Source organism: Nitrosomonas sp. (genome assembly GCF_019752095.1).
Lineage (GTDB): Bacteria > Pseudomonadota > Gammaproteobacteria > Burkholderiales > Nitrosomonadaceae > Nitrosomonas.
The window spans coordinates 1-25,822 of the sequence record NZ_JAIEMO010000029.1; the positions used below are offsets into that span (position 1 = coordinate 1).

A 25,822-nucleotide genomic window follows, 5' to 3' on the forward strand; every position below is an offset into this window, starting at 1 on the left:
CGGTGCGCGCATTGGTGGAATCGTCCTCAATGCTGTAATTCTCGAGATTGGATAAGGTAGTAACTGCGCCGTTACCGGCGACCGTGATTTGCTCGCCATTTACGCCGCTGCCTGGCGCGGTGATGGTTCCGGTGAAATTCTGGTGTTGAATGGCGGACATTGTGACATTGTTGATTCCCGTAACACCTGTCGCATCAAAAATTAAATTTGGGAAATTGATAACGGTTGCAAGTGCAATATTGGAGCCATCTTGCACACTCAATGTGTTAGTACCTGTGTCGCCATCCAGTACAACTGCCGTCATTACTAGTGGTGTCCAGGCTGGCGCTGTGGAAATTGACAAAATCTCATCCGCAGCGGTACCTGAGAAAGCTGTCGCATTTGTTGCTAAATAGAATATATTTGTAGACGGAGCAGGGGATCCTCCCCCGGAAGATGGCAATAATAAATGTGCATCAGATTTGCCATCACCATTCACATCGCCCACTTTGGATCCAGCCTTTGTAATTGCGTTGCTGAAAAGGGATCCTGTTGTGCTAATAACCGTACTACTGATATTCCCTTTTGCAGCGCCTGATTTCATTTCTGCTTCGATAGTTTCAGCAACAACTTGTACGGCTGCAATACTTGCTAATGCTTTTAATTTACTGGTATTGGCTCGGGAGATATCAATAATTCCTTGGTTTAAATTCGCGATGGTTTGTGTGGCATCGGTTAATAAACTAGAGGCTTTGAGTAATGTCGCATCGTCTGCGCTCGATAAATAAGCAGTTCCTTTAATGAGTTCTGCAACAATACTTTTAGAAGTTAGAGTAATTCTGCCTACGCTGTTTGCAAGCATTGCAGCCAAAGCATCATAAGCCCAGTCAATAGCTGTTGTTTCATCGGGTACAACACCTGCGCCATTCAATAGAGCAGCGGTTTGACTGACTAGTATCTCGATTTGAACAGAGACACCATGAATAGCGAGTGCAGAATTCGTTGCAGTTAAATTGGAATCTTGACGAATTGTTTCTCTGATGGAGTCAAAATGAAGCAAATCAATGCTTGTATTCAAACCTAGTGTCGCCAGCGCCTTTGTAACCGCACTTTGCGCTGAACAAACACCGTCTTGCATAATTTTGTCAACAAGTGTGGTTAATGGCGTGATGACAGTTGCACCAGCCGGTGCAGTCATAATCCCCTCAAAAGGCTTGCCTGTGGCAATATCAATTCCACCGGATGTGATTAGATTGCCAAATCCATCGATGCTGGGGATGAGAAAGTTGCCAAATGCGTCCGTAATTGAGCTTTTCTCGCCGGAATTAAGCAATCGATCGCCATTGAGATCCGCAAATACAAGTGCCTCTTTAACATAACCATCAATGACTTTGCCTGTAGCGCCAGAGGCTAACAATGTTTTAGTTGCGGTCACGGTGGCGATGTTACTGGTGGTCTCTTCTATTACTCGCTGCAAAACGGATAAGCTTGTGGCTGATCCACCTTGGTTGATAGAATAAAAAGCAGCGACTTCTATTTTATGATGGAATTGTTGGGCAGCTAAACCCCAGTTAGCGTTGGTAAAATCAACTGATGCAAGCGCTGTTGTGGCCCAGTGCAGAACATTTCCACGGCTTTCGCCCGCATCCAGCATTTCTTCAATTTCTGAGGCGGCCCACGCTTTGTTTTCGTTGCTTACCAGTAAGCCAACGGTATTGTTTACAAATTGATAGGCAAAATCGGTACTGGATAATGTGTTTGAATAGAGCGATTGTTTAAATACATCGGTTTGTGCAAGAATACCGGCAAGTTCTTTTGTCGAGCTATCAGTATTGTTAAGAAATGAAACAAATTCGTTTAAATAGCGGGCACCTGGCGCTGCATTAAATAGAGCTACAACTATTTGCACCACTTCCAGTTGCTTATCACCCATAGTTTTCCTCAAAATTTACACTGACAGCACTCGGATGCTGCATATAATAGATTGATTCTACTTGAAGAATGAGTAAATAGATTACCCTAATAAGGTAAATAAATTACCTTATATTATCAGAATGGGAGAAGTCGCTTTAGAAAGGCAATTTAATACCAGGTGGTAAACCTAGTCCGCTACTAAGTTCTGCCATGTTTTCCTGAGTTGTTGCCTCTACGCGCCGCACAGCATCATTAAAGGCTGCCGCAACAAGATCTTCGAGCATTTCTTTGTCGTCACCGACAAGACTGTCATCGATGCTGACTCTTTTGACATCATGACGACAAGTCATAATGACCTTAACCATGCCAGCACCTGATTGTCCTTCCACTTCAATGGTGGCGAGTTTTTCCTGCATTTTCTTCATGTTCTCCTGCACCATTTGGGCTTGTTTCATCATGTTGCCCAGGTTACCTTTCATCATTGCTTATCTCCTTTATCTTGAATGAGTTTAATTGAAGGAACGATTAATTTAGCATCAAATTGCTCGATCAGTTCTTGCACAATGGGATCCTTTTCAATTGCGGCAATCGCTTGTGCCTGTTTTTCTTCTTCAACACGTTGTTGTATCGCTACTGGTGTCAGCCCTGTAATGCTACCAACGAAAAAATTAAGATCCACAGGTTTATTAAAAAAAGTATTCAGTGCAGACTGGATTTTATCCTGATATTTCTTTTCCAGCAGGTGCTTATGTGCTTCCGGAACATAGAGTTCAATCTTATCGGCTGAAAGAATCTTGGTTTCACTATGTTGTGCTAGCATTTTAGCCATGCCTGTTAGCTTTAATTGCTGAACCAATTGTGGCCAAGTAAGATGGGAAGCATCTGCTATTTCGCGCTGGGTTGTATGTTTAGAGACTGAGTGCGGCTTATGCTCGGTTTTTGCGGGTTGCTTGATGTTTGTGGGCGGAGCATGTGGTGGTTGGTTTACTGCAAGATTCTCAGGCATGAAGGTGAGCATACGCATTAATGTCATGGTAAAGCCGGCATATTCATCGGGTGCCAGACTCAGATCGCTGCGCCCGTGCAGTGCGATCTGATAAAACAGTTGAATATCATCAGACGTAAGTATCTTCGCCAGTGCGTTTATGCGGGCATGTTCAGGAATATCCTCGCCAATTGCTTGGGGGATGACTTGTGCCAGCGCAATACGATGCAGGATGGCCGCCAGATCCTGTAATGCGGAATCGAATGAAAGACACTGCATCTCCATTTCATCAGCCAATGATAATAATTTCAGGCCATTTTTTTGTACCAAAGTATCCAATAGGTCAAACAGATAACCTTGATCAATGATACCCAGCATATCTCGCACGCTCGCTTCTTCAATTTTACCTGCGCCAAAAGCAATGGCCTGATCCAATAGACTTAATGCGTCGCGCATACTGCCTTGTGCCGCACGGGCGACGAGCTGCAGTGATATTAGGTCGCACGGGATTTCTTCTTGTACCAATATTCTTTTCAAGTGATCGGTAATTTGTGTTTGCGGAATTTGTTTCAAATTAAATTGCAAACAACGCGATAAGACTGTGATCGGAATTTTCTGCTGATCAGTTGTCGCGAGCACAAATTTGACATGCATCGGCGGTTCTTCCAGTGTTTTTAACATGGCATTGAACGCCGATTTGGAGAGCATATGAACTTCGTCGATGATATAAATCTTATAACGACCACTGGTTGGTGCATACAGTGCATTTTCCAGCAGTTCGCGCATATTATCGACTTGGGTATTTGAGGCTGCATCCAATTCAATCAGGTCGATGAAGCTTCCAGAATCAATTTGTAAGCATGTCGGACAAGTGCCGCAGGGTGTCGCAGTTACACCTTTTTCACAGTTAAGCGATTTGGCCAGGATACGGGCGATAGTTGTTTTGCCAACACCACGTGTTCCGGTTAGCAAGTAGGCATGGTGCAGTCTGTTTTGTTCAAGCGCATTAGTCAGGGCTCTGACTACATGTTCCTGTCCAGTCAGCTCGGTGAAATTTCTTGGGCGCCATTTACGCGCAAGGACTTGTGTTTGAGACACTTTTTAGATTTGGAAAGCGAATTACATCCGATTAAACCAGCCAACGATGCATAAATAGACCAGACAAATGACAATTTCAGTTTACATTGGGTGGCGAGCCAGACCCCCGGCACTCGCAATAAATAGCTGTGGCTGCTTCCTTCCGGACCTGACCAGATTCACCACCTTGCAATGCGGGGAGGCCCGCCATAAAACTTATTAAAAGTGCCGGAAGTATACCAGTAGATGATGGGTTACTCCAATTTGATTGCTAAAGTATTCGGTAGGTGCTCGATAAAAGAGATAAACTCCGAATACGATATGGCCGTTATTTAATTTATTTACTACAAGGCTGAGTGCTATGGCTTATCATCGCGACCTGCTGGCTGACTTAAATAAACCCTTGCCCATGAAGGATAGAGTTGTCAGCATTCATCGTTCTATACAAAAGAAATTTTTATTTGTCTCGCGTATCGCTATTACACTTTATGATTCGGAAACTCAGACTCTGAGAACTTACCTGGATAGTGATGAGGATGACAATCCCCTGGCGCATTTTCAATCTTCTTTGGACGATGCGCCGTCATTAAAGGAGATTCTTGCCAGAGGTTTGCCGCGAGTTGTCGACAATCTGGTTACTTTTGAAAATGGTTTGCATGAGCATACACAACGAATCGGTCGCCATGGATATGCCGCAAGCTATACTATGCCGATTTTTCATGCGGGTGTGTTTGTCGGTTTTTTGTTTTTTAATTCGCATGAAAAGGATGTATTCACCGAGAATGTATTAAGTATTCTTGATATCTACGGTCATTTGATAGCGCTGATGATCATCAATGAATTGTCCACAGTAAAAGTCATGGGCGCCGCGCTGAAAACGACCAGCGGCATGGTTCATCTGCGTGATCCTGAAACGGGTAGTCATCTGGATCGCATGTCACGTTATAGCCGTCTGATTGCGGAATCTCTTGCCGATCAGTATCAACTGGATGATACGTATATTGAACATGTTTTTATGTTTTCTCCCCTGCACGATATTGGAAAAATTTCAATTCCAGACAGTGTCTTGCTAAAACCTGGTCCGCTGAATGCGGAAGAAAGATCCATCATGGATACCCATGCGCGAGCAGGCAGAGAATTGATTGATGATATCGTTGATAATTTTGGTTTTGATAGTATTGATCACATTGATATTTTAAGAAATATTGCTGAATTTCATCATGAAGCTGTTAATGGGAGCGGTTATCCATCTGGTAAGATGGATAATGAAATTCCCCTTGAAGCACGTATCGTCGCGGTAGCTGATGTTTTTGACGCACTGACTTCCTGCCGCCCCTACAAGGATGCTTGGAGCAATGAAAAAGCATTCGATAAGCTGAGACAATTGGCCGGTGAGAAACTGGATGCTGATTGTGTGAATGCTTTGATCGATCATCAGCAGGAAGTCATATCGATTCAACAGCAATTCAAGGAAAATACTTACGGCTAGCGCGTTCGTCTGGCGGGATACATAATACTAAAAGTACCATTGGAGGTAGCGCAATGCGCCTGAGCTAAATCCGCTAAAATGGATTGTTTCATTCTGAGGCTTTTGAATAGAGCCATGATCGTCAAAAAATCTACCCAAACGTTAATCAAACCGAGTGATGCCACTGCATGGATTGCATGTCCCCGGCGTGCATGGCTGGATAAGCACCAACCTACTAAGTATGAGCCCGATGCGTTTAATCAACTACTGAGTGATCTTGGCTTGGAGCATGAGGCAACCATGCTGGCCAAGCTGGAAAATCAGTTTCCAGTAATTCAAGCGACATCCTTTGAGCATACACATGCTTTGATGCAACAGGGTACTCCGATTATCTATCAGGGACGGCTTGTGGATGAGCGCCAAGGGTTGGTGGGCTATCCTGATTTCCTGATTCGACATGAAAGTGGCCAATACCAGCCGGCTGATGCAAAACTTTCGCTCAATGAAAACAAAAAAGCAATTCAGATTCAGTTAGGAATTTATCGCCGGCTAATGGGAAATGGATTACCAGCCATGGTTTTTCTTGGGGATGGCCGTACTGCATTGCTGGGTGATGAAGTTGAATTGCTGGTCGACGAATTTATTACCAGCATGAGAGCTTTGCTTGATCTGCAGCAGCAACCAACGGTACGTTATAGTCACAGTAAATGCCGCATTTGTCCTTATGATGCGCATTGTCGCCCGGAATTTGAAGCACGTGAAGATATCTCGTTGCTATACGGAGTTCATAGCAAAGCTGCCGACTGTTTAACCGAAGCAGGTATTTCGACCATTTCACAGCTCGCCGCAAGTACCATCGAAACCGTACCTGATGTACCTCATCTCAAGGGTAGTAAAAGAAAGCATCGAGCTATTTTGCAAGCCAAATCCTATCTAAGTGGGAAAGTGTATTCACTGAATAAAGCTGTTTTGCCGGAAGGAACCTGGATTCATTTTGATATTGAAGACAATCCGTTAACCCCTGCCCGTGAACGTCATGTGTATTTATGGGGTTTTTTGTTGCCACCATACGCTAAGGAGGATTTTGATTATGTCTGGACTGACGATGAAACAAGTGATTATGAAGGTTGGCTAGGCTTCTTGCAGAAAGTTGAAGCGTATCGTTCATTGTATCCTTCAATAGTGCTTGCACATTATTCGAATCACGAGAAGGCTACTATCCGGAAATACGCCGAACGCTATGCCATGGGAGACCACACCACAGTGACGTGGCTGCTGGGTCAAGATAGCCCTCTGTTTGATATACAAACTCCAGTGCTAGATAGCTTGGTTCTGCCGTTGCAAGGCTATGGCCTAAAGGATATTTGTAAACATCCGGATTTAGTTAACTTTCAATGGGAAAATCAAGAATCCGGATCGCAGTGGTCGGTGGTGCAATTCAATCGTTTTCGCTCAGAAAGCAACTTGCTTGAAAAGCAAAAATTAAAAACGAAAATTCTCGGCTATAATCGTGATGACGTAATCGCCACGCGAAATTTGGAGTTATGGCTGAGAGGCTTATTTTGTTGATTAAAGCCATTTATATTACAGATCAGATTGTTGAGTCCTACTTGTTTGCTTATGAAATGATTCGGCCGTAAGAATCTTCGAATCTTAAGATGTCATCTTCTCCAAGGTAGCTACCTGATTGCACTTCAATTAAATGCAGTGGAATTTTTCCGGGATTCTCGAGGCGGTGCATTTTGCCTAGTGGTATGTAAGTCGATTGGTTTTCGGTAAACAAAGTTTCTGTATCCTCCATTATGACTTTGGCAGTGCCACTGACGACAACCCAGTGTTCCGCACGATGGTGGTGCATTTGCAATGATAGCTTTTCACCGGGCTTGACCATGATTCGTTTGACTTGAAAACGTTCGCCCTTATCAATACCTTCATACCAGCCCCACGGGCGATGGATCCGCAAATGCTCAAGATGTTCCTTGCGTTGATTGAATTCAAGCTGTTGTATCGCTGTCTTTAATTGTTGCGTTTTGCTTTTGTGCATTACCAGTACAGCGTCGGCTGTTTCGATCACAATGATTTCATCGAGTCCGATTACAGTAACCAGACGATTTTCTGCGCGAATATAGCTTTTTTGAGTATCCAGTACGAGTGTATCGCCACTGGTGAAATTGCCATCGTCATCCTTAGGCGCAATTTTCCACAGCGAATCCCAGGAACCGACGTCGTTCCAGCCGAACTGAGCAGGTACAACAATTGCACGGTCGGTTACTTGCATAATGGCATAGTCAATTGAATCTGAAGGTGAAGCCGTAAATGCATCCTTATCAGGCAAGATAAAACCAAGATCCGTGGTTCTTTCTTGCCAGGCTTGATGAACCGCAGTGAAGATGTGCGGCTGATGTCGTTGCAGCTCTTGTAAATAATTTTTAGCTGTAAAAACAAACATACCGCTATTCCACATATAGCCACCTTCCTGCAGATAGGCTGTTGCAGTTTCTAGGTTAGGCTTTTCAAAAAAAGATTGGATGCGGTAAGCGGGTAGAGCAACAGGTGCTGAGAATGTAATCGCATCACCCGTTTTAATATAACCGTAGCCGGTTTCAGGTGCAGAAGGCGTGATGCCAAAAGTCACCAGATAATCTTCCTGAGCTGCTACTTTCGCTGTTTCTACAGCTTGTGCAAAAGCATCCTGATCATCGATGACATGATCGGCAGGAAGAATGAGCATCAAAGCATTCTCGTCAATCTGAGTCAAATGAAATGCAGCGAGTGCAATAGCCGGCGCGGTGTTACGTCCGATCGATTCTAGGTAAACTGCTTCTGGTCTGATATTGATCGTTTCACATTGCTCCTGGATCAGGAATCGATGTTCTGAATTACACACCAATATGGGCGCTTGCGCATTCAGCAATTTTGCAGCTCGACCAAGAGTGACTTGCAGCATGGTCTCTTTACCTACAAGCGGGAGTAGTTGTTTAGGGTAATTGGCCCGTGATAACGGCCACAGTCGGGTGCCGCTACCGCCGGAGAGGATTACGGGGTGAATGTTTGCATTCATTTTTTAGGTTTTTTAGTGTTGAGGTTTGAAAAGATTAAGCCAATATAGATAAAACCGCTGGTTCCCGGTTATTGCAACTCGCCTGTTAAGTTGGTAACAAGTAAAAATCGTAACACGATTACCTATGGGCATGGCATTTTTGGCAAGTAATATATCGATTGTTTCGGCGTTATACTAAAATCTGATTTGCGAAACGTTACAGAATGTCAGTTTAAGCTGAATTTGGAAATCTATTTCTGACAGACTTGGATCTGAGCTATCACAGATCATCAAATATTATTAGTTTAGTTTAGATTCCTGGAAAAATAGTGCATGTTCTGATGAAATCTCTTGCTTAGGTTAAAATATATGCTGTTTTCTTGCTCGGCATGATTTGTCACAAAATGAAACCTCACCCTCAAATAGCTATAAGTCACAGAAAAGGATTTTTCTATGAAATACCAGACCGATGATTTGCGCATTATCGGCGTTCACGAGCTTACCCCACCCGTAGAACTGCATCGCGAATATCCCATGACGGAAATGGCAACTGAAACCGTTTACGCAGCGAGGCAGACGACGCATCAGATTTTGCATGGTGAGGATGATCGGCTACTGGTCGTTGTCGGTCCTTGTTCCATTCACGATGTCGATGCAGCGTTGGAATATGCAGCGCGTTTGAAGCATTTGCGCGAGGTACTGAAGCAGCAGTTGCACATCGTGATGCGAGTGTATTTCGAAAAGCCACGCACAACCATCGGTTGGAAAGGGTTAATCAATGACCCTGATTTAGATAACAGTTTTCATATCAATAAGGGACTTAGGATGGCGCGCCGCTTGTTGTTGGATCTAAACACGATTGGCATGCCTTCAGCAACCGAGTATCTTGATCTTATCAGCCCGCAATATTTATCCGATCTGATCAGTTGGGCAGCCATTGGCGCACGTACCACCGAGAGTCAGGGGCATCGCGAATTGGCTTCCGGTGTATCCTGTCCGATCGGTTTTAAAAATGGCACGTATGGTAATTTAAATATTGCAATTGATGCAATCAGCGCGGCTTCTCGTCCTCATCATTTTCTTTCGGTTACCAAAGAAGGGCACACAGCTATTTTTGCTACCAAGGGCAATGAAGATTGTCATATTATCCTGCGCGGTGGGCGTAAACCAAATTATGATGCAGATAGTCTTGCTTCTGCAGTGGAAGAGTTGCAAAAAGCCAAATTATCTCCACAATTAATGATTGATTTCAGTCACGCGAATAGTCACAAAGATTTCCATCGCCAAACAGAAGTGGCAGCTAATGTAGCAGGGCAAATTGCAGGTGGGAACCGTGCTATTTGCGGTGTGATGATCGAGAGTCATTTGGTTGAAGGCTACCAAAAAGTGGATGGCAAGAAACGCGAAGAATTGATTTATGGGCAAAGTATTACGGATGGTTGCATCAGTTTTGATACGACCGAACAAGTGCTGCATCAGCTTGCCGCAGCGGTAGAAATGCGCAGAAAATAATTGTCGATTTATAGCCTGGTGCTATCGCAAGCAGCTGGCGTTGACTATCAGCTTTTTAGGTGCGATCCAACGATATGGATTTTCTCAATTCATCACTTCAAAGCCCGCATCAACGATAGCTGCTTTAATTTGATCAATATTGATATTGTTCGAATCATATTGGATGATTGCCTGAGCAGGTTCGAGTGTTACTTCTGCTTGAACTACTCCCGATAGATTCTTGAAAACTGCTTTGACGCTGTTAACACAGCCCATGCAGGTCATGCCTTTTATTATGATGGTAACGGTTTGCATCGTACTGTTTCCTAATGAAGATTATTCATGATGGGGCTGCCAGCGTTTCAATAGCAGCGAGTTGCTGACAACCGAAACAGAGCTCATAGCCATGGCGGCGCCGGCAATGACCGGATTGAGCATGCCAATGGCTGCCAATGGAATTCCCAGGATGTTGTAGATAAAAGCAAAAAATAGATTCTGGCGGATTTTTCGAAGTGTGGCACGTGATAGGGAAATGGCGTCGACGACACTCATCAGATCATTGCGAATCAAAGTGATATCAGCTGCTTCGATCGCCACATCCGAACCGGCGCCAATGGCAAAACTAACATCCGCAGCAGCTAGCGCGGGTGCGTCATTAATACCATCGCCGACCATTGCTATAAACTTTCCACTGGTTTTTATTTTGTCTACTTCTGCGGCTTTATCCTGTGGCGATACTTCAGCACGAAATTGCGTAATGCCAGTACGTTTGGCAATTGTCTCTGCGGTTACAGTATTGTCGCCGGTTAACATAATGACTTCAATCCCCAACGACTGCAACTGTTTGATTGCTTCAAGGGAGGTGTCGCGCAGTTGATCTGCAATAGCTAAATAACCAAGTACTTTACCAGCGTTTTGAGCAACGGAGGCAATACCAATAACGGTTTTTCCTTCGGTTTGCAAGCTGGAGATTTGTTGCTCATCAATGGCGATGTCGTACTGTGCTAGAAATTTTGGAGAGCCGAGCAGATATTTTATATCATGTAATCGAGCTGTAATTCCGCTGCCAGTAATCGCGGTAAAGTTGTTGATTGGTTGAAGCTGCAATTGTTCTTTTTGTGCACAATCAAGCACAGCCCGTGCCAGCGGGTGTTCGGAACCTTGCTCCAGGGAAGCTGCAATTTGCAACAAATCCTTCTTGCTAACGGATCCCACCGCTACGATGTCTGTAACTTCCGGTCTGCCCTCGGTAAGCGTGCCGGTTTTGTCAATTATGAGTGTTTGAATTTTCTCGGCATGCTCTAATGCTGCTGCATTTTTCACCAGGACGCCAATCTGCGCACCGCGCCCTGTGCCGACCATAATAGCAGTTGGCGTTGCTAAACCCAATGCGCATGGACAAGCGATGACCAAGACTGCGACTGCATTGATAAGAGCCGTCACAAAGCTGCCAGTTAACCACCAAGTTATTCCCAAAGTTGCGATGCTGATCACCACGACAACAGGTACAAAGATTCCCGAGATGGTATCGGCCATGCGTTGTATCGGTGCTTTAGATCCTTGGGCTTCTTCGACCAGATGGATGATCGCGGCGAGTTGGGTCTGCGTGCCGACACTAGTTGCGCGACATTTAAGCAGACCTTGTTGATTCATCGTGGCGGCAAAAACTTTTGCGCCAACCTGCTTGTCAACGGGCAAACTTTCGCCAGTTAACATGGATTCGTTAATGCTGGAAGATCCTTCGATCACAATCCCATCGACGGGTAAGTTTTCACCGGGGCGTACAATAAAGATATCATTAACCCGCAAGCTGCTTGCGGGGACTTCGAGGATTTCTCCATTGCGTTCAATGCGAGCTGTTTTAGGCTGCAACTTGATCAATGCTTCGATGGCCTCAGATGTCTTTCCTTTGGCGCGCACTTCCATTAATTTACCCAGTAAAACAAGGGTGATTATGGCCGCACTGGCTTCAAAATAAACATGTTGATCCAATCGAAATAGGGTGACTGCAGCGCTAAAAAAATAAGCCATGCTAGTGCCTAATGCCACCAATACATCCATATTGGCGCCGCCGCTACGCAGGGAATGCCAGGCACCGATATAAAAACGGCGTCCAATCCAGAACTGTACCGGAGTAGCCAATAGCCATTGTAGCTCGTGTGGAAGCATGTCCATTTCATGACCTGTAAACATAGCACCCATTTGAAGCACTAATGGCAATGTGAGGATGGCTGAAATCCAGAATAAGCGTAATTCAGCTTGATAGGCAGTCTGGCGTCGTGCTTTTTCTTCGGCATGGCCGGAATCACTGATTTCGTTGGCTTCATAACCTGCTTTGATGACCGCATCAATTAAGTTGTCGACAGTTACCAAGCCTGAGATGAAATTGACTTTGGCGGTTTCTGTTGCGACATTGACAGTGGCCGTGACGCCGGGCAGTTTGTGCAATGCCTTCTCAATATGCCCGGCACAGGCTGCACAGGTCATTTTGTGCAATTGCAGTTGCACCGATCTTGGCGCGATATGAAAACCGGCATGCTCAATAGTATTAATCAGCGTGCCGGCGTTTACTTGGTTTGCATCATAATTTACATGTGCTTTTTCATTGGCAAAATTGACTGAGGCCTGAACTCCCGAGAGTTTATTTAGATTTTTCTCTATACGCGCGGCGCAGGCAGCACATGTCATGCCTTCGATAGGCAATTCAATTTGTCTTGAGGTGGATGTATTCAATATTTTTCCCAGTGAGTTTTGCTATTGGCGATCTAGCACTAATGTTCCGTCAACCCATTTCACTCTATCCCCTTGCTGAAAGCTTACTCCTTCAGGAAGCGCGATAATTGCTTGTCTGCCATCATCTAGAGTGATCCCAATCTGGTACTGATTCTCGGGGTAAGCGATATTTCCTTCATGATTGCTACCGATGACTTGCGGATGATCTGTACCATGCGGATGAGAATGAGGGGTTTGGCGAATGATCTCCCGAGCGATAGTTCCGGCAACAATTCCACCTGCTATCGCATTCATGCTAGATCCTTGTCCGATTTTATTGATGGAATTGATAATTCCGCAATTGATGCACCCCGATACTGGCGGTTGTCGGCGAATAACTCCAGCATCCGTGCTTTTAATACTAATGCTGTTGCGCGGTGCGCTAATTGCTGTGCCAATTCGATGAATAGTTTTTGGCGGTTTGTTTAAATCCGGCGGAGCTGTTGGTAAAGATTGGAGCGTCAGATTTTGAGTTCTTGGTGGCAATGGATAGTTATGCTCAGTATTTGTTGGTTGTGAGAAGACAAAACTAGGGTAGGATGCGCCAGCAACAAGACTCATCGCAATAACCAATGCTTTTAAATCGGCAGCATGGTGTTTGTTTGACATCGCCAATCTCCTTCAAGATGCAGATCACAATCAATTTACAATTTTTAGATTAAACGAGATCGGGATGGTTTCATTTTATTATGATTTCTGTCAGCACATAATGTTTGCTGACATGTGCATTGTCAACCTAATCTTTTGAGCTGTCTTTTTGCTCTGAAGCGGCTTGCTTAGATTCAGGTGAAGTGTCTGAATGAATTACCTTGTTACGCTTCTTGATCATCAATGCTGCGATGAATATTCCTACTTCATAGAGAAGGCACAAGGGTATCGCTAGCATAAATTGTGAAATAACATCAGGGGGGGTGAAAATAGCTGCAATGATAAATGCGCCGACAATTACGTAAGGGCGTATTTCTTTGAGTTTCTCAATAGTGATTACGCCTGCTCTGACTAAAACAATGACAAATACGGGTACTTCAAAGGTGACCCCAAAAGCCATGAACATGGACAAAACAAAACTTAGGTATTTGCTGATGTCTGTCATTACCGCCACACCTTCCGGTGCAAAATAAGTAATAAACTCAAATACCACCGGCAACGCGGCAAAATATGCGAATGCCATACCAGTAAAGAACAATAGACTGGTGCCAATAACTAACGGCAGCGCCATGCGTTTTTCGTTGGAATAGAGCCCAGGAGCAACGAAAGCCCATATTTGATATAAGGTATGCGGCAATGTAATGACAAAGGCCATCATCATGGCAACTTTCATGGGTACAAAAAAAGGTGTTGCTACATCCGTAGCTATCATTTGCCCGCCTTGCGGAAGTTTTTCCAGCAATGGCTGTGCCAGCACGGTATACAGTTCCCGCGCAAAAAAAGCACAGGGGATAAAGCCAATCAAAAGTACACCCAGAATACGTATCATCCTGGTACGTAATTCCACTAAATGAGATAGGAATGAACCTTCAAGCATGGCTTTATATTAAAAATTGTGGAATCAACAATGTGAAAAAGTATCGATGAGTTTCCAATCAATACACTGCAGGTTACTATTTCTTTTTTTGTGCATCAGCAGTGCGCGAAGTTTTATTGTCGTCTAGTTTTGACTGCCGGGATTTTAACTGCGATTGAGGCGCAGCCATGTCTTTGGGTGATTCTTCCTCTGTCTGGACATCATTCGTAATAGTAGTTTTCAGTTGTTCTACGCTTTGTTGAACTGAGCTTTCAAGTGAGTCTACTGTGTCTTGCACAGAGGATTGCATTTTCTTGAGTTCTTCCATGCGCATTTCATTATGAATATCAGTTCTGATGCCATACATAAAATTACGGCAACGGCCGTACAAATGGCCTATTGTTCGAGCAACAACTGGCAGCCGTTCAGGTCCGATCACGATCAATGCAATCATAGAAATGATCAGTAACTCCATGAAGCTAATATCAAACATGTTGTCTCGTTGATAGAAATTGAATGAATAGAAGTTCGATCAAAACCAGACACAGTAGTTAATATACAATTGATTCTTAGGTTTTGGTTTGAGTTTTTTCCTTGAATTCTGCGTCGTCGGTCTGACTATTAACACTCGTTGGCTGCGATGCGTTGCTGCCCATTTCAGCGCCTGATTTATTGTCTTTCATGTTGTTGGAAGCAGTTTCTTTGTTGGTAGTAACCTCTAAAATTGTCTGATTGGCGGATGTGGCTGGATTCTCGGTTTCCGATTCTTTCATTCCTTCTTTGAAGCCTTTCAGGGCGCTTCCCAAATCACCACCCAGATTCCGTAATTTCTTTGTTCCGAATACCAGAACGACAATAGCCAGTACAATAATCCAATGCCAAATGCTAAATGTACCCATTGCTTCCTCCTATTAAATGGAATGGAACTGGTTCAACCTGAGTGAATCATTCCAGGCAAACGATCCCGGCCACCGATGATATGGAAATGTAAATGAAATATTTCTTGCCCACCTGCCGGGCCAGTATTAATGATAGTGCGGAAACCATTTTCACATCCCCGTTCTTTTGCCAGTTGTGGAGCTAATAATAGCATTTTTCCAAGCAAAGTCTGATGAATGTCTTGAACATCGCTGAGCGAGTCTATATGCAGTTTAGGAATTAATAAGAAATGGATAGGAGCAGCAGGGTTGATGTCATTAAAGGCAAGAAGATTTTCGTCTTCGTAGATTTTATCTGAAGGTATTTCTCTTCTTGCAATCTTGCAGAAAATACAATTTTCCATAATTTAGTCCGATGTTCTTGAAGCTTTTTCTTGTATGCCTGATACGCCTTCACGCCTTTCCAATTCTTTTAATACATCGTCGGGTGAGAGTTTGTGGAAAGAGAGTAGTATCATACAATGAAACCATAAATCTGCGGTTTCATAAATAATCTGATCAGTATTGCCATCCTTAGATGCCATGATAGTCTCAGCAGATTCTTCAGCAATTTTCTTGAGTATTTTATCTTGTCCGCCCTGAAACAGCTTAGCTACATAAGAGCTGTTTGTCTCAGCCAATTTGCGCGATTCAATAGTTTGTGCCAAGCGGCTAAGAATAGTTATGTCATTCATTTATTATAAATTTTATCAGGATCTTTGATAACAAGCGCATTAGAAATCCAGCTATTGCCTTCTAATTTCTGAAAGAAACAGCTGTGTCTGCCAGTGTGACAGGCGATTCCGCCGATTTGTTCTACGATAAGAAGTAATACATCTTCGTCACAATCAAGAAAAATATCTTTTATTTTCTGGATGTGACCAGATTCTTCGCCTTTATGCCAGAGTTTTTTGCGTGAACGTGACCAGTATACCGCTTCACCTTTTTCTACCGTCAACTTAAGTGCTTCTCGATTCATCCATGCAACCATAAGAACGGTGCCGCTCTCTACCTCTTGCGCAATGACTGGTATCAATCCGTCCTCGGACCAGTTAATTCTGCTAAGCCAAATATCAGGAGGCATAAAATATGCAATACTTATAATGTTAAATTTATCAAGTCTTTATAATTCTAACATTATAATCGTACTTCTATGCCATGCTGTGCCATATATTGTTTCGCTTGTTGCACGGTGAATTCGCCATAATGAAAAATGCTGGCTGCCAATACGGCATCTGCGTGTCCTTGTAGAATGCCAGCAACCAGATGATCCAGATTGCCGACGCCACCACTGGCGATCACGGGTATATCGATAGCATCGGATACTGCGCGGGTTAAAGAAAGGTCAAAACCGCCACGTGTACCATCATTATCCATGCTAGTAAGTAAAATTTCACCGGCACCGAGAGATTGCATTTTTATGGCCCATTCCACGGCGTCAATGCCTGTTGCTTTGCGTCCTCCATGGCTGAAAACTTCCCAGCGCGGTGGATTATCGGGCAAATTCACTTGTTTGGCGTCAATTGCCACTACGATACATTGAGCGCCGTAATGCTCGGTTGCATCAGCTATCAGTTGCGGATTTAGAATCGCCGATGTATTAATGCTTACTTTATCAGCACCGGCATTTAGCAAGCGGCGCACATCTTCAACCTGTCGTACGCCGCCACCAACTGTCAAAGGAATAAATACTTGCGTGGCGACATCTTCAATAATGTGTAGAATTAGGTCACGATTATCCGAGCTGGCTGTAATATCTAGAAAAGTGAGTTCATCAGCACCTTGCTCATCATAGCGGCGCGAAATTTCCACTGGATCACCTGCGTCACGCAGTTCAACGAAATTAACACCTTTAACCACACGTCCATTGGTTACATCCAAACATGGAATAATACGTTTTGCGAGACTCATCAGTGTAAAAAGCCGATTGTAGGTAAAGAGGTGAAATGCGCGGTATTAATTTTCTAAAGGAGGTTTTTTATGAGATACCGTTATCTTTACTCAATTGGTCAGCCAAAACTTGAGCTTCCTTGAAATTCAGAGAGCCTTCATAGATGGCTCGCCCAGTAATGGCTCCGGTGATTCCTTCGGATTCGATTTCACACAGTTTATGAACATCACTTATATTGGTAATTCCGCCGCTGGCAATAACCGGTATGGTGAGTTCTCTGGCTAATTCGATAGTTGCTTCAATGTTAATGCCGGTGAGCATGCCATCTCTGCCGATATCTGTGTAAATAATTGCTTCTACTCCATAACCTTCAAACTTTTTGGCTAAGTCAATGACGTCATGGCCGGTAATTTTGGACCAGCCATCAACCGCCACTTTGCCATCTCTTGCATCCAGTCCAGCCATAATCTGCCCCGGGAAGGCGTTACAGGCGTCTTGCAGGAAACCGGGTATTTTGATGGCTGCAGTGCCGATAATAATATAGGAGATGCCATCGTCAAGATAACGTTCGATTGTATCAAGATCGCGAATGCCACCGCCCAATTGAATAGGTATTCGACCATCGAGAGACTGAACAATTTCAAGGATCACGGCTTCATTTCTTGGTTTTCCGGCGAATGCACCGTTTAAATCGACAAGATGGAGTCTACGTGCACCTTGGCTTAACCAATGTGCGGCCATTTCGCCAGGTTCTTTGGAAAATACTGTTGCATCTTCCATAACCCCTTGTTTTAGTCGCACACAGTGGCCGTCTTTAAGATCTATTGCAGGAATAATCAGCATAACTTAATCAGAATTAATAGTTGATTAAAAAGGTAAGTTTACTACTTTTGATTTTAGAAATTCGGTGTCCATTTGGTAAAATTACTCAATAGAGTTAATCCCGCTGATTGACTTTTCTCCGGATGAAACTGTACCGCGAAAATATTATCTTGTGCAATGGCACAAGTAAATGGAAACGGATAATTGCTTTGCGCAGCGATTGATGCACCAACAGAGGTGTCGACATAATAACTGTGTACAAAATAAAAACGTGCATCTTCTGCAATACCTTCCCATAATGGATGTTTAATGGCTTGATAAACTTGATTCCACCCCATGTGAGGTACTTTCAGTTTCTGTCCTTTCGATGACGCCATAGCTGCGGCAGGGAAGTGCACGACTTTTCCCGGTAGAATGTTTAAGCCTTTGACATTTCCTTCTTCGCTTTCTTCAAATAGCATTTGTAAACCGAGGCAAATACCGAGGTAGGGTTTATGGGTGGCCGCTTCTATTACAGCTTCTCGTATCCCACGGGCCTCGAGTTCATGGATGCAATTACGCATCGCGCCTTGTCCGGGCACTACGACACGCTTTGCTTTTCGCACGATATCCGGATCGCCCGTTACTGTAATCGATAAAGTAGGAGCAACATGTTCTAATGCTTTGTGAACGGAACGCAGATTCCCCATTCCATAATCTACAATTGCGATATCAGTCATACAATGATTTAGTTGAAAAAAATGCTTACAAAGTGCCTTTGGTGGATGGGATAATTCCGACCGCTGCTGGGTCAAGCTCAATGGCCATACGTAATGCCCGTCCGAACGCTTTAAATGCAGTTTCAGCTTGGTGATGCGCATTTCTTCCAGATATATTGTCGATATGCAAAGTTATCAAGGCATGATTCACTAGTCCTTGGAAAAATTCATGAATCAGATCGACATCAAAATCACCAATATGCGCACGGGTAAAATCAACATTAAATACCAATCCTGGCCGACCTGATAAATCCACTACTACGCGTGTTAATGCCTCATCAAGTGGCACATAGGCGTGACCATAGCGGCGCAACCCTTTTTTATCTCCGATTACTTTTGTCAGTGCCTGGCCTAAAGTAATGCCGATATCTTCAACGGTATGATGTGCATCAATATGTAAATCGCCTTTAGCGACCACTTCAAGGTCGATCATGCCGTGACGAGCTATTTGATCAAGCATATGATCGAGAAATGGCACCCCGGTTTCCAGAGTAGATTTGCCTGTTCCATCCAAATTCAGATTAATGTTGATCTGAGTCTCTAGTGTGTTACGAATAACTTGTGCTCTGCGCATAGGGAGAAAACTTGAGTAAGATAGCGAATTTAAAGTTAATTTTAAACTGTTTTACTCAGTATAGTTTGTAATGTTGAACAAAACTGAGAATTTTCATCTGGTGTACCTATAGTCACACGTAAACAGTTTTCTAATGAAGGATGAGTGCCATCTAAATTTTTGATTAATATTTTGTGTTGTTTTAGTGCTTGAAAAATTTGAGTGGCTGCATGGATTCGAAACAAAATAAAATTAGCTTTCGAAGGATACACCTTAACATTTTCTATTGTAGCGAGAAAAGTACTCATTTTTGTGCGTTCTAATTTGATGGCTTGTGCTTGTTCTGATAAAACTAAAGTATGGTGTAATACTTTTTCAGCGATTATTTGCGTCATTATGCCAATGTTATAAGGTAAGCGCATCTTTTCCAGTTGTATCAACCACTCAGATCTTCCCAGTAATAATCCTAGTCTTAAGCCTGCTAATCCTGATTTGGATAACGTACGCATCAATAATAAATTGGGATAATGGTCTAATTCATTGATAAAGCTTGCGTCAGCAAAAGCTTGATAGGCTTCGTCAATCACTACAATGCCAGAAGTCGCCTGTAGTATGCTTAAGATCTCTGCATAATCAAAAAGATTCCCTGTTGGATTATTAGGATAAGCCAGAAAGATGACAGCAGGCTTATACTTAACAATCGCAGCCAACATGGCATCCATATCTAACGAGAAGTCCTGTTTTAAAGGTACTCCAACATATTGAATATTTGCCAATGTGGCGATCATCCGGAACATCACAAATGAGGGTTCCACGCTGATTAATACCGCACCGGGCTTGGCGACTGCCATCGCAATTATTTGAATGATTTCATCTGATCCATTGCCCAGCAGAATATCGATGTCATCGGAAATCGCCAGAGTCTGACGTAATTTTTCTTTAAGCAAAGCTGCACTAGCGTCGGGATAACGATTTACTGGTGCATTTGCTGTCAGTTGTGCAATCTCGTCACGCAGTTCCGCCGATAATGGGTAAGGGTTTTCCATCGCATCCAATTTAATCATGCCCGCAGCCGGTGGAACATGATAAGCGGAGAGTGCAAGAATTTCCGGTCGGATAATATGTTCGGGAAGATGTGAATTACTCATGGGTGCTTATTTTAACTCAATCTAACGGTAAGATGTGGGAACAACGCGGAATGCAGACAGATCGTTTTTTTAAACGACCAAGTTCTGCATTGGTTTGTGAAACTCACTTTGATATTTACTTAATCGGTTTGGTGCAATTAATGCTTCTAACTCATTCATTTCTTTACTTTTCTCTTGTAATAGGACGTCAGTATAAGAGCAATCATCAGCCGTTCTTTATCGGATTTTCATAACAAGCGGCTCATATCTCTGGTATTAAACCCGATCAGCGGTTCTGTAAATTCTTTTCCAAAAGAGATGACCTTGAATAATTCGCCCATTTCGGCAGGGTTGACCAGTTTCTGCAATTGATTGGATTGTGGCAGGTAGCGAATAGTATCTTCGGCGGATGTTTGTGCAAGAATTTTGGTAATGCCAGAATTGATCAGAAAAGAAGCTTGGGTCGTGTAACCCAGAAGTGTCAGGCCACTATCAACCGCTGCATGTGTGATTGCACTAAAATCAACGTGACTGGTGATATCTTGCAGGCCGGGGAGATAAAATGGATCGTTATGGGCGCGGTGGCGATAATGACACATTAATGTGCCTTGGTTGCGCTGTGGGTGATAGTATTCGTTACGTCCGAATCCATAGTCGATCAATAGAATAACGCCTTGGTGAAGGCATTTTGCTAAGCTGCGCATAAACCCGGTGGCGGCAAGATTAAATTCGCTGACATATTCAAAGTCTGAATGGCTGTCTGGGTTAATTTGTGGCGCTATTTGACTGGAAATTGCATGAAGGTCAGTATTCTGTAAGGGGCGATCTTGCCAGGCGAGTTGATTGTTTTGCCAGACCACGCCACGTTCGAATATGACACCATCATGCCAAGCGACCAAATGCACCGGCATTGCATCCAGTACTTCGTTGGCAAGTATAACGCCATTAAATTGATCGGGTAACTGCTCCAGCCATTCCACACGATGCATGAGGTGAGGTATCTTGCTAGCAAGAAGCATTTGTTGTCGCTGGCGCAGCTCAGCGCTTACTTCCAGAATCAAATATTTTTCCGGTAACTCAGCGGCTTTTTCCAGTTCAATTAATATATCGAGTGCTAGCTTGCCTGATCCTGCGCCGAACTCAAGAATTTCAGCATGTTTAAGATGTTGAGAAATTTGCAATAACTGTAGTGCTAGTGTGCGACCAAATAGCGAAGAAATTTCTGGTGCGGTGACAAAATCTCCGGCACTGCCTAATTTAGTCGCACCACTGCTGTAGTAGCCCATACCAGGTGCATACAGCGCCAGATTCATAAATCGTTCGAAGGAAATCCAACTGCCTGAAGCAAGAATCTGTTCTTTGATCAATGACAATACTGAGTGACTGTGAGCCAGTGCGATTTCATTGGGAGATGGAAAAGCGGTATGTAAAGACATAAGCAAGAAAATTTCTTTGTGGTAAATTGCAAAAGCAAATAGTTTAGCAGTACTTTGAGGGAGGCGTGTGTGCGGGAGAAAGTGATTTTGGTTACCGGAGGGGCGAAGCGGGTAGGCGCTGCCATTTGCCGCAGGTTACATGCACAGGGCGCAAGATTGATTGTACATTATCGGTCATCATTCGAAGAAGCCAAGCTATTGCACGATGAATTGAATCAAGAGCGCACTGATTCAGTAGCTTTGGTGCAGGCCAATTTGCTGGATATTGCAATATTCTCCGAATTGGTAAAAAAAGCAGTTAATCGTTTTGGACAATTGGATGTGCTGATTAACAATGCTTCAAGCTTTTTTCCAACCCTACTCTCTCAATGCACATTGGAAGATTGGAATGATCTTGTCGGCAGTAATCTTCAGGCGCCTCTTTTCTTGACCCAAGCAGTAGCGCCATACTTAAAAGAGCGGCGGGGTTGTGTTGTGAACATTGTGGATATCCATACCGAGCGACCGTTGAAGAATTATGTGATTTATAATGCTGCCAAAGGTGGGTTATTAGCGCTGACCAAGTCGCTGGCGGTGGAAATGGCCCCCGAGGTGCGAGTTAATGGGGTTTCTCCAGGGCCGATTTTATGGCCGCAAGATGGTGAATGGGCGGATGAAGCAGAGCGCCAACAGATAATTGCCAGCACCTTGCTCAAACGCTGTGGTGAGCCGGATGATGTTGCCAAAACCGTACAATTTTTAATTGCTGATGCACCTTATATTACCGGGCAAATTATTGCAGTGGATGGCGGACGCAGTATCTATCTATAGTTCATGAAATGCCTGTAAGTTTAGCCGACAAAATCAAAATTTTTTATCACAGCGCTTAATAATTGTATTTCCCAAATCGGTTGTTAATAACTCTAACTCTTTTTAGCGTTAGTTCAGATGAGCTGACTCGTCCCAAAGGTTTTCATGGGTTATATCATACTGGCATTGAGACTATTGTATAATCCCGTACCAACAATTCTTAGAGCGGCTTTGCCTGATTCCAGTAGTAGTGCAAAATTACTCATCATGCAATTATCCCAATTATTTGTCTTGCCACAATGAATAAAGCCCATCCACTGGCATGGCGTGCTGCATTGACATCTATTCCATATCATTACCGCGTTTGGTTGCAGGATAGTGGATCTTTGACGCGTCGTATCCAGGATCGTTGCGTGAAGTTTTGTGTCAAGCGTGTTTTTCAGTCACTCGGCAGGATTTATGGGGGGGAGCAGAGAGTGATGGGATTGCGTGCCAGTGAATGGGCTATGGTGCGAGAAGTGTATCTCTATTGTGGTAACACGCCAGTGGTGTTTGCGCATTCGGTGGTGGCGCATAAAGACCTGCGTGGTGCATGGCGAGGATTGAGTGGTTTGGGTAATAAATCTTTAGGGACAGTGTTATTTACCAATCCTAAAATCAAACGCACACCGCTGGAATTTAAAAAAATAAGCCGCAGTCATTTTTTGTATGATCGAGCTTGCGCTCGTTTGCCAGAAAAACCCCATAATCTATGGGCAAGACGCTCGTTGTTTACGTTACACGGTCAGTCGATTTTAGTAACGGAGGTGTTTTTGCCAGCTATTTTGGATTTGCCATTGTGAATATTGCTGATCGAATTATAACTTACGCACAATTGATGCGACTCGACAAACCGATTGGAATTTTGCTGTTGTTGTGGCCGATGCTTTGGGGGCTATGGTTTGCAGCAAGAGGGTTACCCGATTGGTATATTTTGTTTGTTTTTGTTCTGGGTGCTGTGCTGATGCGCTCGGCGGGTTGTGTTATCAATGATTTTGCTGATCGTGAAATTGACCCGCATGTCGAACGCACCAAGAATCGCCCGATGGCGACAGGCCGCGTCAATTCAAAAGAAGCTTTGGTGCTGGCGGCAGGACTAAGCTTATGCGCGCTCATACTGATTTTGCCTTTGAATCAACTAACCATCCTGCTGTCTGTGCCGGCGCTTTTTTTGGCCGGATCGTATCCATTTACTAAACGTTTTTTTGCAATGCCGCAGGCTTTTTTAGGAATCGCATTCAGCTTTGGTATTCCAATGGCTTTTGCGGCGCAAACGGATAGCCTGCCTCCGCTTGCCGGAATCTTGATGCTGGCCAATCTATTTTGGGTAATTGCCTATGACACGGCGTACGCGATGGTCGATAAACCGGATGATTTGAGAATAGGAATCAAGACTTCGGCGATTACTTTTGGTCAGTTTGATGTGCTGGGAGTGATGGGGTGCCATGTCTGTTTTATTGCAATTATGGTTGTGATCGGTCAGTGGCAACAGATGAACCTGGCATATTATGCTGGATTACTGGTTGCAGCGGGGTTGATTGCCTATCAATACACGTTGATTCGTAGCCGCGAACGAGCATTGTGTTTTAAAGCATTCTTGCACAATAACTGGGTCGGCATAGTTGTGTTTTCCGGAATCGCACTCGACTTCTTGATTTTTCAGCATTGAGGATTTTTTATGCAATATAAAGACTTGCGCGATTTTCTGGCGCAGCTGGAAGTGATGGGCGAACTGAAACGTATTCAAACTGAAATTGATCCCGTGCTGGAAATGACGGAAATCTGCGATCGTATCCTGAAAGCGCAAGGTCCGGCAATCCTCTTTGAACATCCTAAAGGACATAGCATGCCGGTGCTGGGCAATTTATTCGGTACACCAAAGCGGGTTGCGCTCGGCATGGGGCAAGAATCAGTCGAGGCGTTGCGCGAAGTGGGCAAGTTACTAGCTTACTTAAAAGAACCTGATCCGCCAAAAGGTTTGAAAGACGCTTGGGATAAATTGCCGGTACTTAGGCAAGTGCTGAATATGGCGCCAAAAGAATTGAGTAGCGCACCGTGTCAGGAAATTGTGTGGGAGGGGAATGACGTCGATCTGAGTCGAATACCGATTCAAACTTGTTGGCCGGGCGATGTCGCGCCGCTCATTACCTGGGGCCTGACGGTGACCCGAGGGCCGAACAAAACACGACAGAATCTAGGCATTTACCGCCAGCAGATCATTGGTCGCAACAAAGTCATTATGCGCTGGCTGGCGCACCGGGGAGGCGCCCTGGATTATCGTGAATTCAGCATGCTGTATCCGGATAAGCCCTATCCCTTAGCCGTAGCTTTGGGCGCCGATCCTGCGACCATTTTAGGTGCAGTAACGCCTGTGCCGGATACCTTAAGCGAATATCAATTCGCTGGATTATTGCGCGGTGCTAAAACCGAAGTGATCAAATGTGTCGGCAATACTTTGCAGGTGCCGGCTACTGCAGAAATTGTACTGGAAGGCGCGATTCATCCCGGCGAGATCGCTTTGGAAGGCCCTTACGGTGATCATACCGGTTACTATAACGAACAGGAAACTTTTCCGGTATTCACTATCGATCGCATCACGATGCGGCGCAATCCGATATATCACTCCACATATACCGGAAAACCACCTGATGAACCCGCGATTCTTGGTGTGGCATTGAATGAGGTATTCGTGCCGTTATTGCAAAAACAATTCCCGGAAATCACCGATTTTTACCTGCCGCCTGAAGGATGCTCATATCGCATGGCGGTAGTCAGTATGAAAAAGCAATATGCAGGGCATAGCAAGCGCGTGATGTTTGGTATCTGGAGCTTTTTGCGTCAGTTTATGTATACCAAATTCATTATTGTCACCGACGAAGATATTAACGTGCGTGATTGGAAAGAAGTGATATGGGCGATTACCACTCGGGTTGATCCTGTGCGCGATACTTTGCTGGTTGAAAATACCCCGATCGATTATTTGGATTTTGCCAGCCCGATCTCGGGGTTAGGCGGTAAGATGGGGTTGGATGCGACGAATAAATTTCCTGGCGAGACAAACCGGGAGTGGGGTACGCCGATTGTGATGGATGTTGCGACCAAGAAGCGAGTTGATAAGATATGGCAAGAACTGGGAATTTGACTCGCTGTGAAAAAATTGACAAATCATTCTGTCATTGGCCGTGAGCATGTATTTCTGGCGATTGCCTGAAATGCACATAAAAGATATTGGTTGCAACTGTAGATAATAGTTGCGTTGA

25 protein-coding genes, 1 other RNA gene and 1 pseudogene are annotated in these 25,822 nt (G+C 44.2%); 7 read left to right on the forward strand and 20 right to left on the reverse strand.

Annotated features, from left to right (window positions below; translation table 11 throughout):
* The 4 genes and pseudogenes from K2Q13_RS09085 to ffs form a co-directional block, all read right to left on the reverse strand.
* A pseudogene (locus K2Q13_RS09085) lies at nt 1–1,912 on the reverse strand (calcium-binding protein); the annotation flags it as partial.
* Between the two features lie 136 nt (nt 1,913–2,048).
* Nucleotides 2,049–2,372: a YbaB/EbfC family nucleoid-associated protein gene (locus tag K2Q13_RS09090; protein WP_292920788.1), complete on the reverse strand. Its 324-nt coding sequence runs from the start codon at nt 2,370–2,372 to the stop codon at nt 2,049–2,051.
* A complete protein-coding gene (gene dnaX, locus K2Q13_RS09095) occupies nt 2,372–3,976 on the reverse strand; it encodes a DNA polymerase III subunit gamma/tau (protein WP_292920746.1) in 1,605 nt (534 codons plus the stop codon). The genes K2Q13_RS09090 and dnaX overlap by 1 nt, the downstream gene beginning before the upstream one ends.
* 89 nt (nt 3,977–4,065) lie before the next feature.
* Nucleotides 4,066–4,164: signal recognition particle sRNA small type (ffs, locus tag K2Q13_RS09100), an RNA gene on the reverse strand.
* Between the two features lie 152 nt (nt 4,165–4,316).
* Between ffs and K2Q13_RS09105 the strand changes: the two genes are divergently transcribed.
* Together K2Q13_RS09105 and K2Q13_RS09110 are read left to right on the forward strand one after the other, a co-directional pair.
* Nucleotides 4,317–5,444: an HD domain-containing phosphohydrolase gene (locus K2Q13_RS09105; protein WP_292920747.1), complete on the forward strand. Its 1,128-nt coding sequence runs from the start codon at nt 4,317–4,319 to the stop codon at nt 5,442–5,444.
* A gap of 114 nt (nt 5,445–5,558) precedes the next feature.
* The gene (locus K2Q13_RS09110; protein WP_292920748.1) at nt 5,559–6,992 is read left to right on the forward strand and encodes a TM0106 family RecB-like putative nuclease; all 1,434 of its coding nucleotides are present in this window, start codon (nt 5,559–5,561) and stop codon (nt 6,990–6,992) included.
* Nucleotides 6,993–7,041: 49 nt separating this feature from the next.
* On the opposite strand, the gene K2Q13_RS09115 is transcribed toward K2Q13_RS09110, so the two are convergent.
* Nucleotides 7,042–8,484: a mannose-1-phosphate guanylyltransferase/mannose-6-phosphate isomerase gene (locus K2Q13_RS09115; protein WP_292920749.1), complete on the reverse strand. Its 1,443-nt coding sequence runs from the start codon at nt 8,482–8,484 to the stop codon at nt 7,042–7,044.
* Between the two features lie 432 nt (nt 8,485–8,916).
* Between K2Q13_RS09115 and aroG the strand changes: the two genes are divergently transcribed.
* On the forward strand, nt 8,917–9,975 hold the full coding sequence (gene aroG / locus K2Q13_RS09120) for a 3-deoxy-7-phosphoheptulonate synthase AroG (protein WP_292920750.1): 1,059 nt from the start codon (nt 8,917–8,919) through the stop codon (nt 9,973–9,975).
* An 84-nt stretch (nt 9,976–10,059) separates the two neighbouring features.
* Here the strand turns inward: aroG and K2Q13_RS09125 are convergent, their stop codons facing one another.
* From K2Q13_RS09125 to K2Q13_RS09195, 15 genes are all read right to left on the reverse strand, one after another.
* Nucleotides 10,060–10,269 (reverse strand): heavy-metal-associated domain-containing protein, encoded by a 210-nt coding sequence (locus K2Q13_RS09125; protein WP_292920751.1) that lies wholly within the window; start codon nt 10,267–10,269, stop codon nt 10,060–10,062.
* Nucleotides 10,270–10,290: 21 nt separating this feature from the next.
* The gene (locus tag K2Q13_RS09130) at nt 10,291–12,687 is read right to left on the reverse strand and encodes a heavy metal translocating P-type ATPase (protein WP_292920752.1); all 2,397 of its coding nucleotides are present in this window, start codon (nt 12,685–12,687) and stop codon (nt 10,291–10,293) included.
* A 21-nt stretch (nt 12,688–12,708) separates the two neighbouring features.
* Nucleotides 12,709–13,335 carry a hypothetical protein gene (locus K2Q13_RS09135; protein WP_292920753.1) on the reverse strand — a complete coding sequence of 209 codons (627 nt, stop codon included), beginning with the start codon at nt 13,333–13,335 and terminating at the stop codon, nt 12,709–12,711.
* Nucleotides 13,336–13,462: 127 nt separating this feature from the next.
* Nucleotides 13,463–14,251, reverse strand: a complete 789-nt coding sequence (gene tatC, locus K2Q13_RS09140; protein ID WP_292920754.1) for a twin-arginine translocase subunit TatC — start codon at nt 14,249–14,251, stop codon at nt 13,463–13,465.
* A gap of 76 nt (nt 14,252–14,327) precedes the next feature.
* Nucleotides 14,328–14,723 (reverse strand): Sec-independent protein translocase protein TatB, encoded by a 396-nt coding sequence (gene tatB / locus K2Q13_RS09145; RefSeq protein WP_292920755.1) that lies wholly within the window; start codon nt 14,721–14,723, stop codon nt 14,328–14,330.
* A gap of 76 nt (nt 14,724–14,799) precedes the next feature.
* Nucleotides 14,800–15,129 (reverse strand): Sec-independent protein translocase subunit TatA, encoded by a 330-nt coding sequence (gene tatA, locus K2Q13_RS09150; protein WP_292920756.1) that lies wholly within the window; start codon nt 15,127–15,129, stop codon nt 14,800–14,802.
* Between the two features lie 32 nt (nt 15,130–15,161).
* A complete protein-coding gene (locus tag K2Q13_RS09155) occupies nt 15,162–15,512 on the reverse strand; it encodes a histidine triad nucleotide-binding protein (protein ID WP_292920757.1) in 351 nt (116 codons plus the stop codon).
* 3 nt (nt 15,513–15,515) lie between these two features.
* Nucleotides 15,516–15,842: a phosphoribosyl-ATP diphosphatase gene (locus tag K2Q13_RS09160; RefSeq protein ID WP_292920758.1), complete on the reverse strand. Its 327-nt coding sequence runs from the start codon at nt 15,840–15,842 to the stop codon at nt 15,516–15,518.
* Nucleotides 15,839–16,231, reverse strand: a complete 393-nt coding sequence (gene hisI, locus K2Q13_RS09165) for a phosphoribosyl-AMP cyclohydrolase (protein ID WP_292920759.1) — start codon at nt 16,229–16,231, stop codon at nt 15,839–15,841. Before hisI ends, K2Q13_RS09160 begins: the two co-directional genes overlap by 4 nt.
* A 53-nt stretch (nt 16,232–16,284) precedes the next feature.
* Nucleotides 16,285–17,058 (reverse strand): imidazole glycerol phosphate synthase subunit HisF, encoded by a 774-nt coding sequence (gene hisF, locus K2Q13_RS09170; protein WP_292920760.1) that lies wholly within the window; start codon nt 17,056–17,058, stop codon nt 16,285–16,287.
* A 67-nt stretch (nt 17,059–17,125) separates the two neighbouring features.
* Nucleotides 17,126–17,881 (reverse strand): 1-(5-phosphoribosyl)-5-[(5-phosphoribosylamino)methylideneamino]imidazole-4-carboxamide isomerase, encoded by a 756-nt coding sequence (gene hisA / locus K2Q13_RS09175; protein ID WP_292920761.1) that lies wholly within the window; start codon nt 17,879–17,881, stop codon nt 17,126–17,128.
* Nucleotides 17,882–17,934: 53 nt separating this feature from the next.
* Nucleotides 17,935–18,579: an imidazole glycerol phosphate synthase subunit HisH gene (hisH, locus tag K2Q13_RS09180; protein ID WP_292920762.1), complete on the reverse strand. Its 645-nt coding sequence runs from the start codon at nt 18,577–18,579 to the stop codon at nt 17,935–17,937.
* Nucleotides 18,580–18,604: 25 nt separating this feature from the next.
* Complete coding sequence (gene hisB / locus K2Q13_RS09185) at nt 18,605–19,192, reverse strand: imidazoleglycerol-phosphate dehydratase HisB (RefSeq protein ID WP_292920763.1); 588 nt, start codon at nt 19,190–19,192, stop codon at nt 18,605–18,607.
* 41 nt (nt 19,193–19,233) lie between these two features.
* Nucleotides 19,234–20,319 carry a histidinol-phosphate transaminase gene (gene hisC, locus K2Q13_RS09190; RefSeq protein ID WP_292920764.1) on the reverse strand — a complete coding sequence of 362 codons (1,086 nt, stop codon included), beginning with the start codon at nt 20,317–20,319 and terminating at the stop codon, nt 19,234–19,236.
* Nucleotides 20,320–20,546: 227 nt separating this feature from the next.
* Nucleotides 20,547–21,734, reverse strand: a complete 1,188-nt coding sequence (locus K2Q13_RS09195) for an SAM-dependent methyltransferase (protein WP_292920765.1) — start codon at nt 21,732–21,734, stop codon at nt 20,547–20,549.
* Nucleotides 21,735–21,803: 69 nt separating this feature from the next.
* Between K2Q13_RS09195 and K2Q13_RS09200 the strand changes: the two genes are divergently transcribed.
* The 4 genes from K2Q13_RS09200 (at nt 21,804) to ubiD (ending at nt 25,704) form a co-directional block, all read left to right on the forward strand.
* Entirely contained in the window at nt 21,804–22,544 is a 741-nt protein-coding gene (locus tag K2Q13_RS09200) for a pteridine reductase (protein ID WP_292920766.1), read from the forward strand.
* A gap of 278 nt (nt 22,545–22,822) precedes the next feature.
* Nucleotides 22,823–23,365 (forward strand): chorismate lyase, encoded by a 543-nt coding sequence (locus tag K2Q13_RS09205; RefSeq protein ID WP_292920767.1) that lies wholly within the window; start codon nt 22,823–22,825, stop codon nt 23,363–23,365.
* Nucleotides 23,362–24,231 (forward strand): 4-hydroxybenzoate octaprenyltransferase, encoded by an 870-nt coding sequence (ubiA, locus tag K2Q13_RS09210; RefSeq protein WP_292920768.1) that lies wholly within the window; start codon nt 23,362–23,364, stop codon nt 24,229–24,231. Before K2Q13_RS09205 ends, ubiA begins: the two co-directional genes overlap by 4 nt.
* 9 nt (nt 24,232–24,240) lie before the next feature.
* Nucleotides 24,241–25,704 carry a 4-hydroxy-3-polyprenylbenzoate decarboxylase gene (gene ubiD, locus K2Q13_RS09215; protein WP_292920769.1) on the forward strand — a complete coding sequence of 488 codons (1,464 nt, stop codon included), beginning with the start codon at nt 24,241–24,243 and terminating at the stop codon, nt 25,702–25,704.
* Nucleotides 25,705–25,822 lie beyond the last annotated feature (118 nt).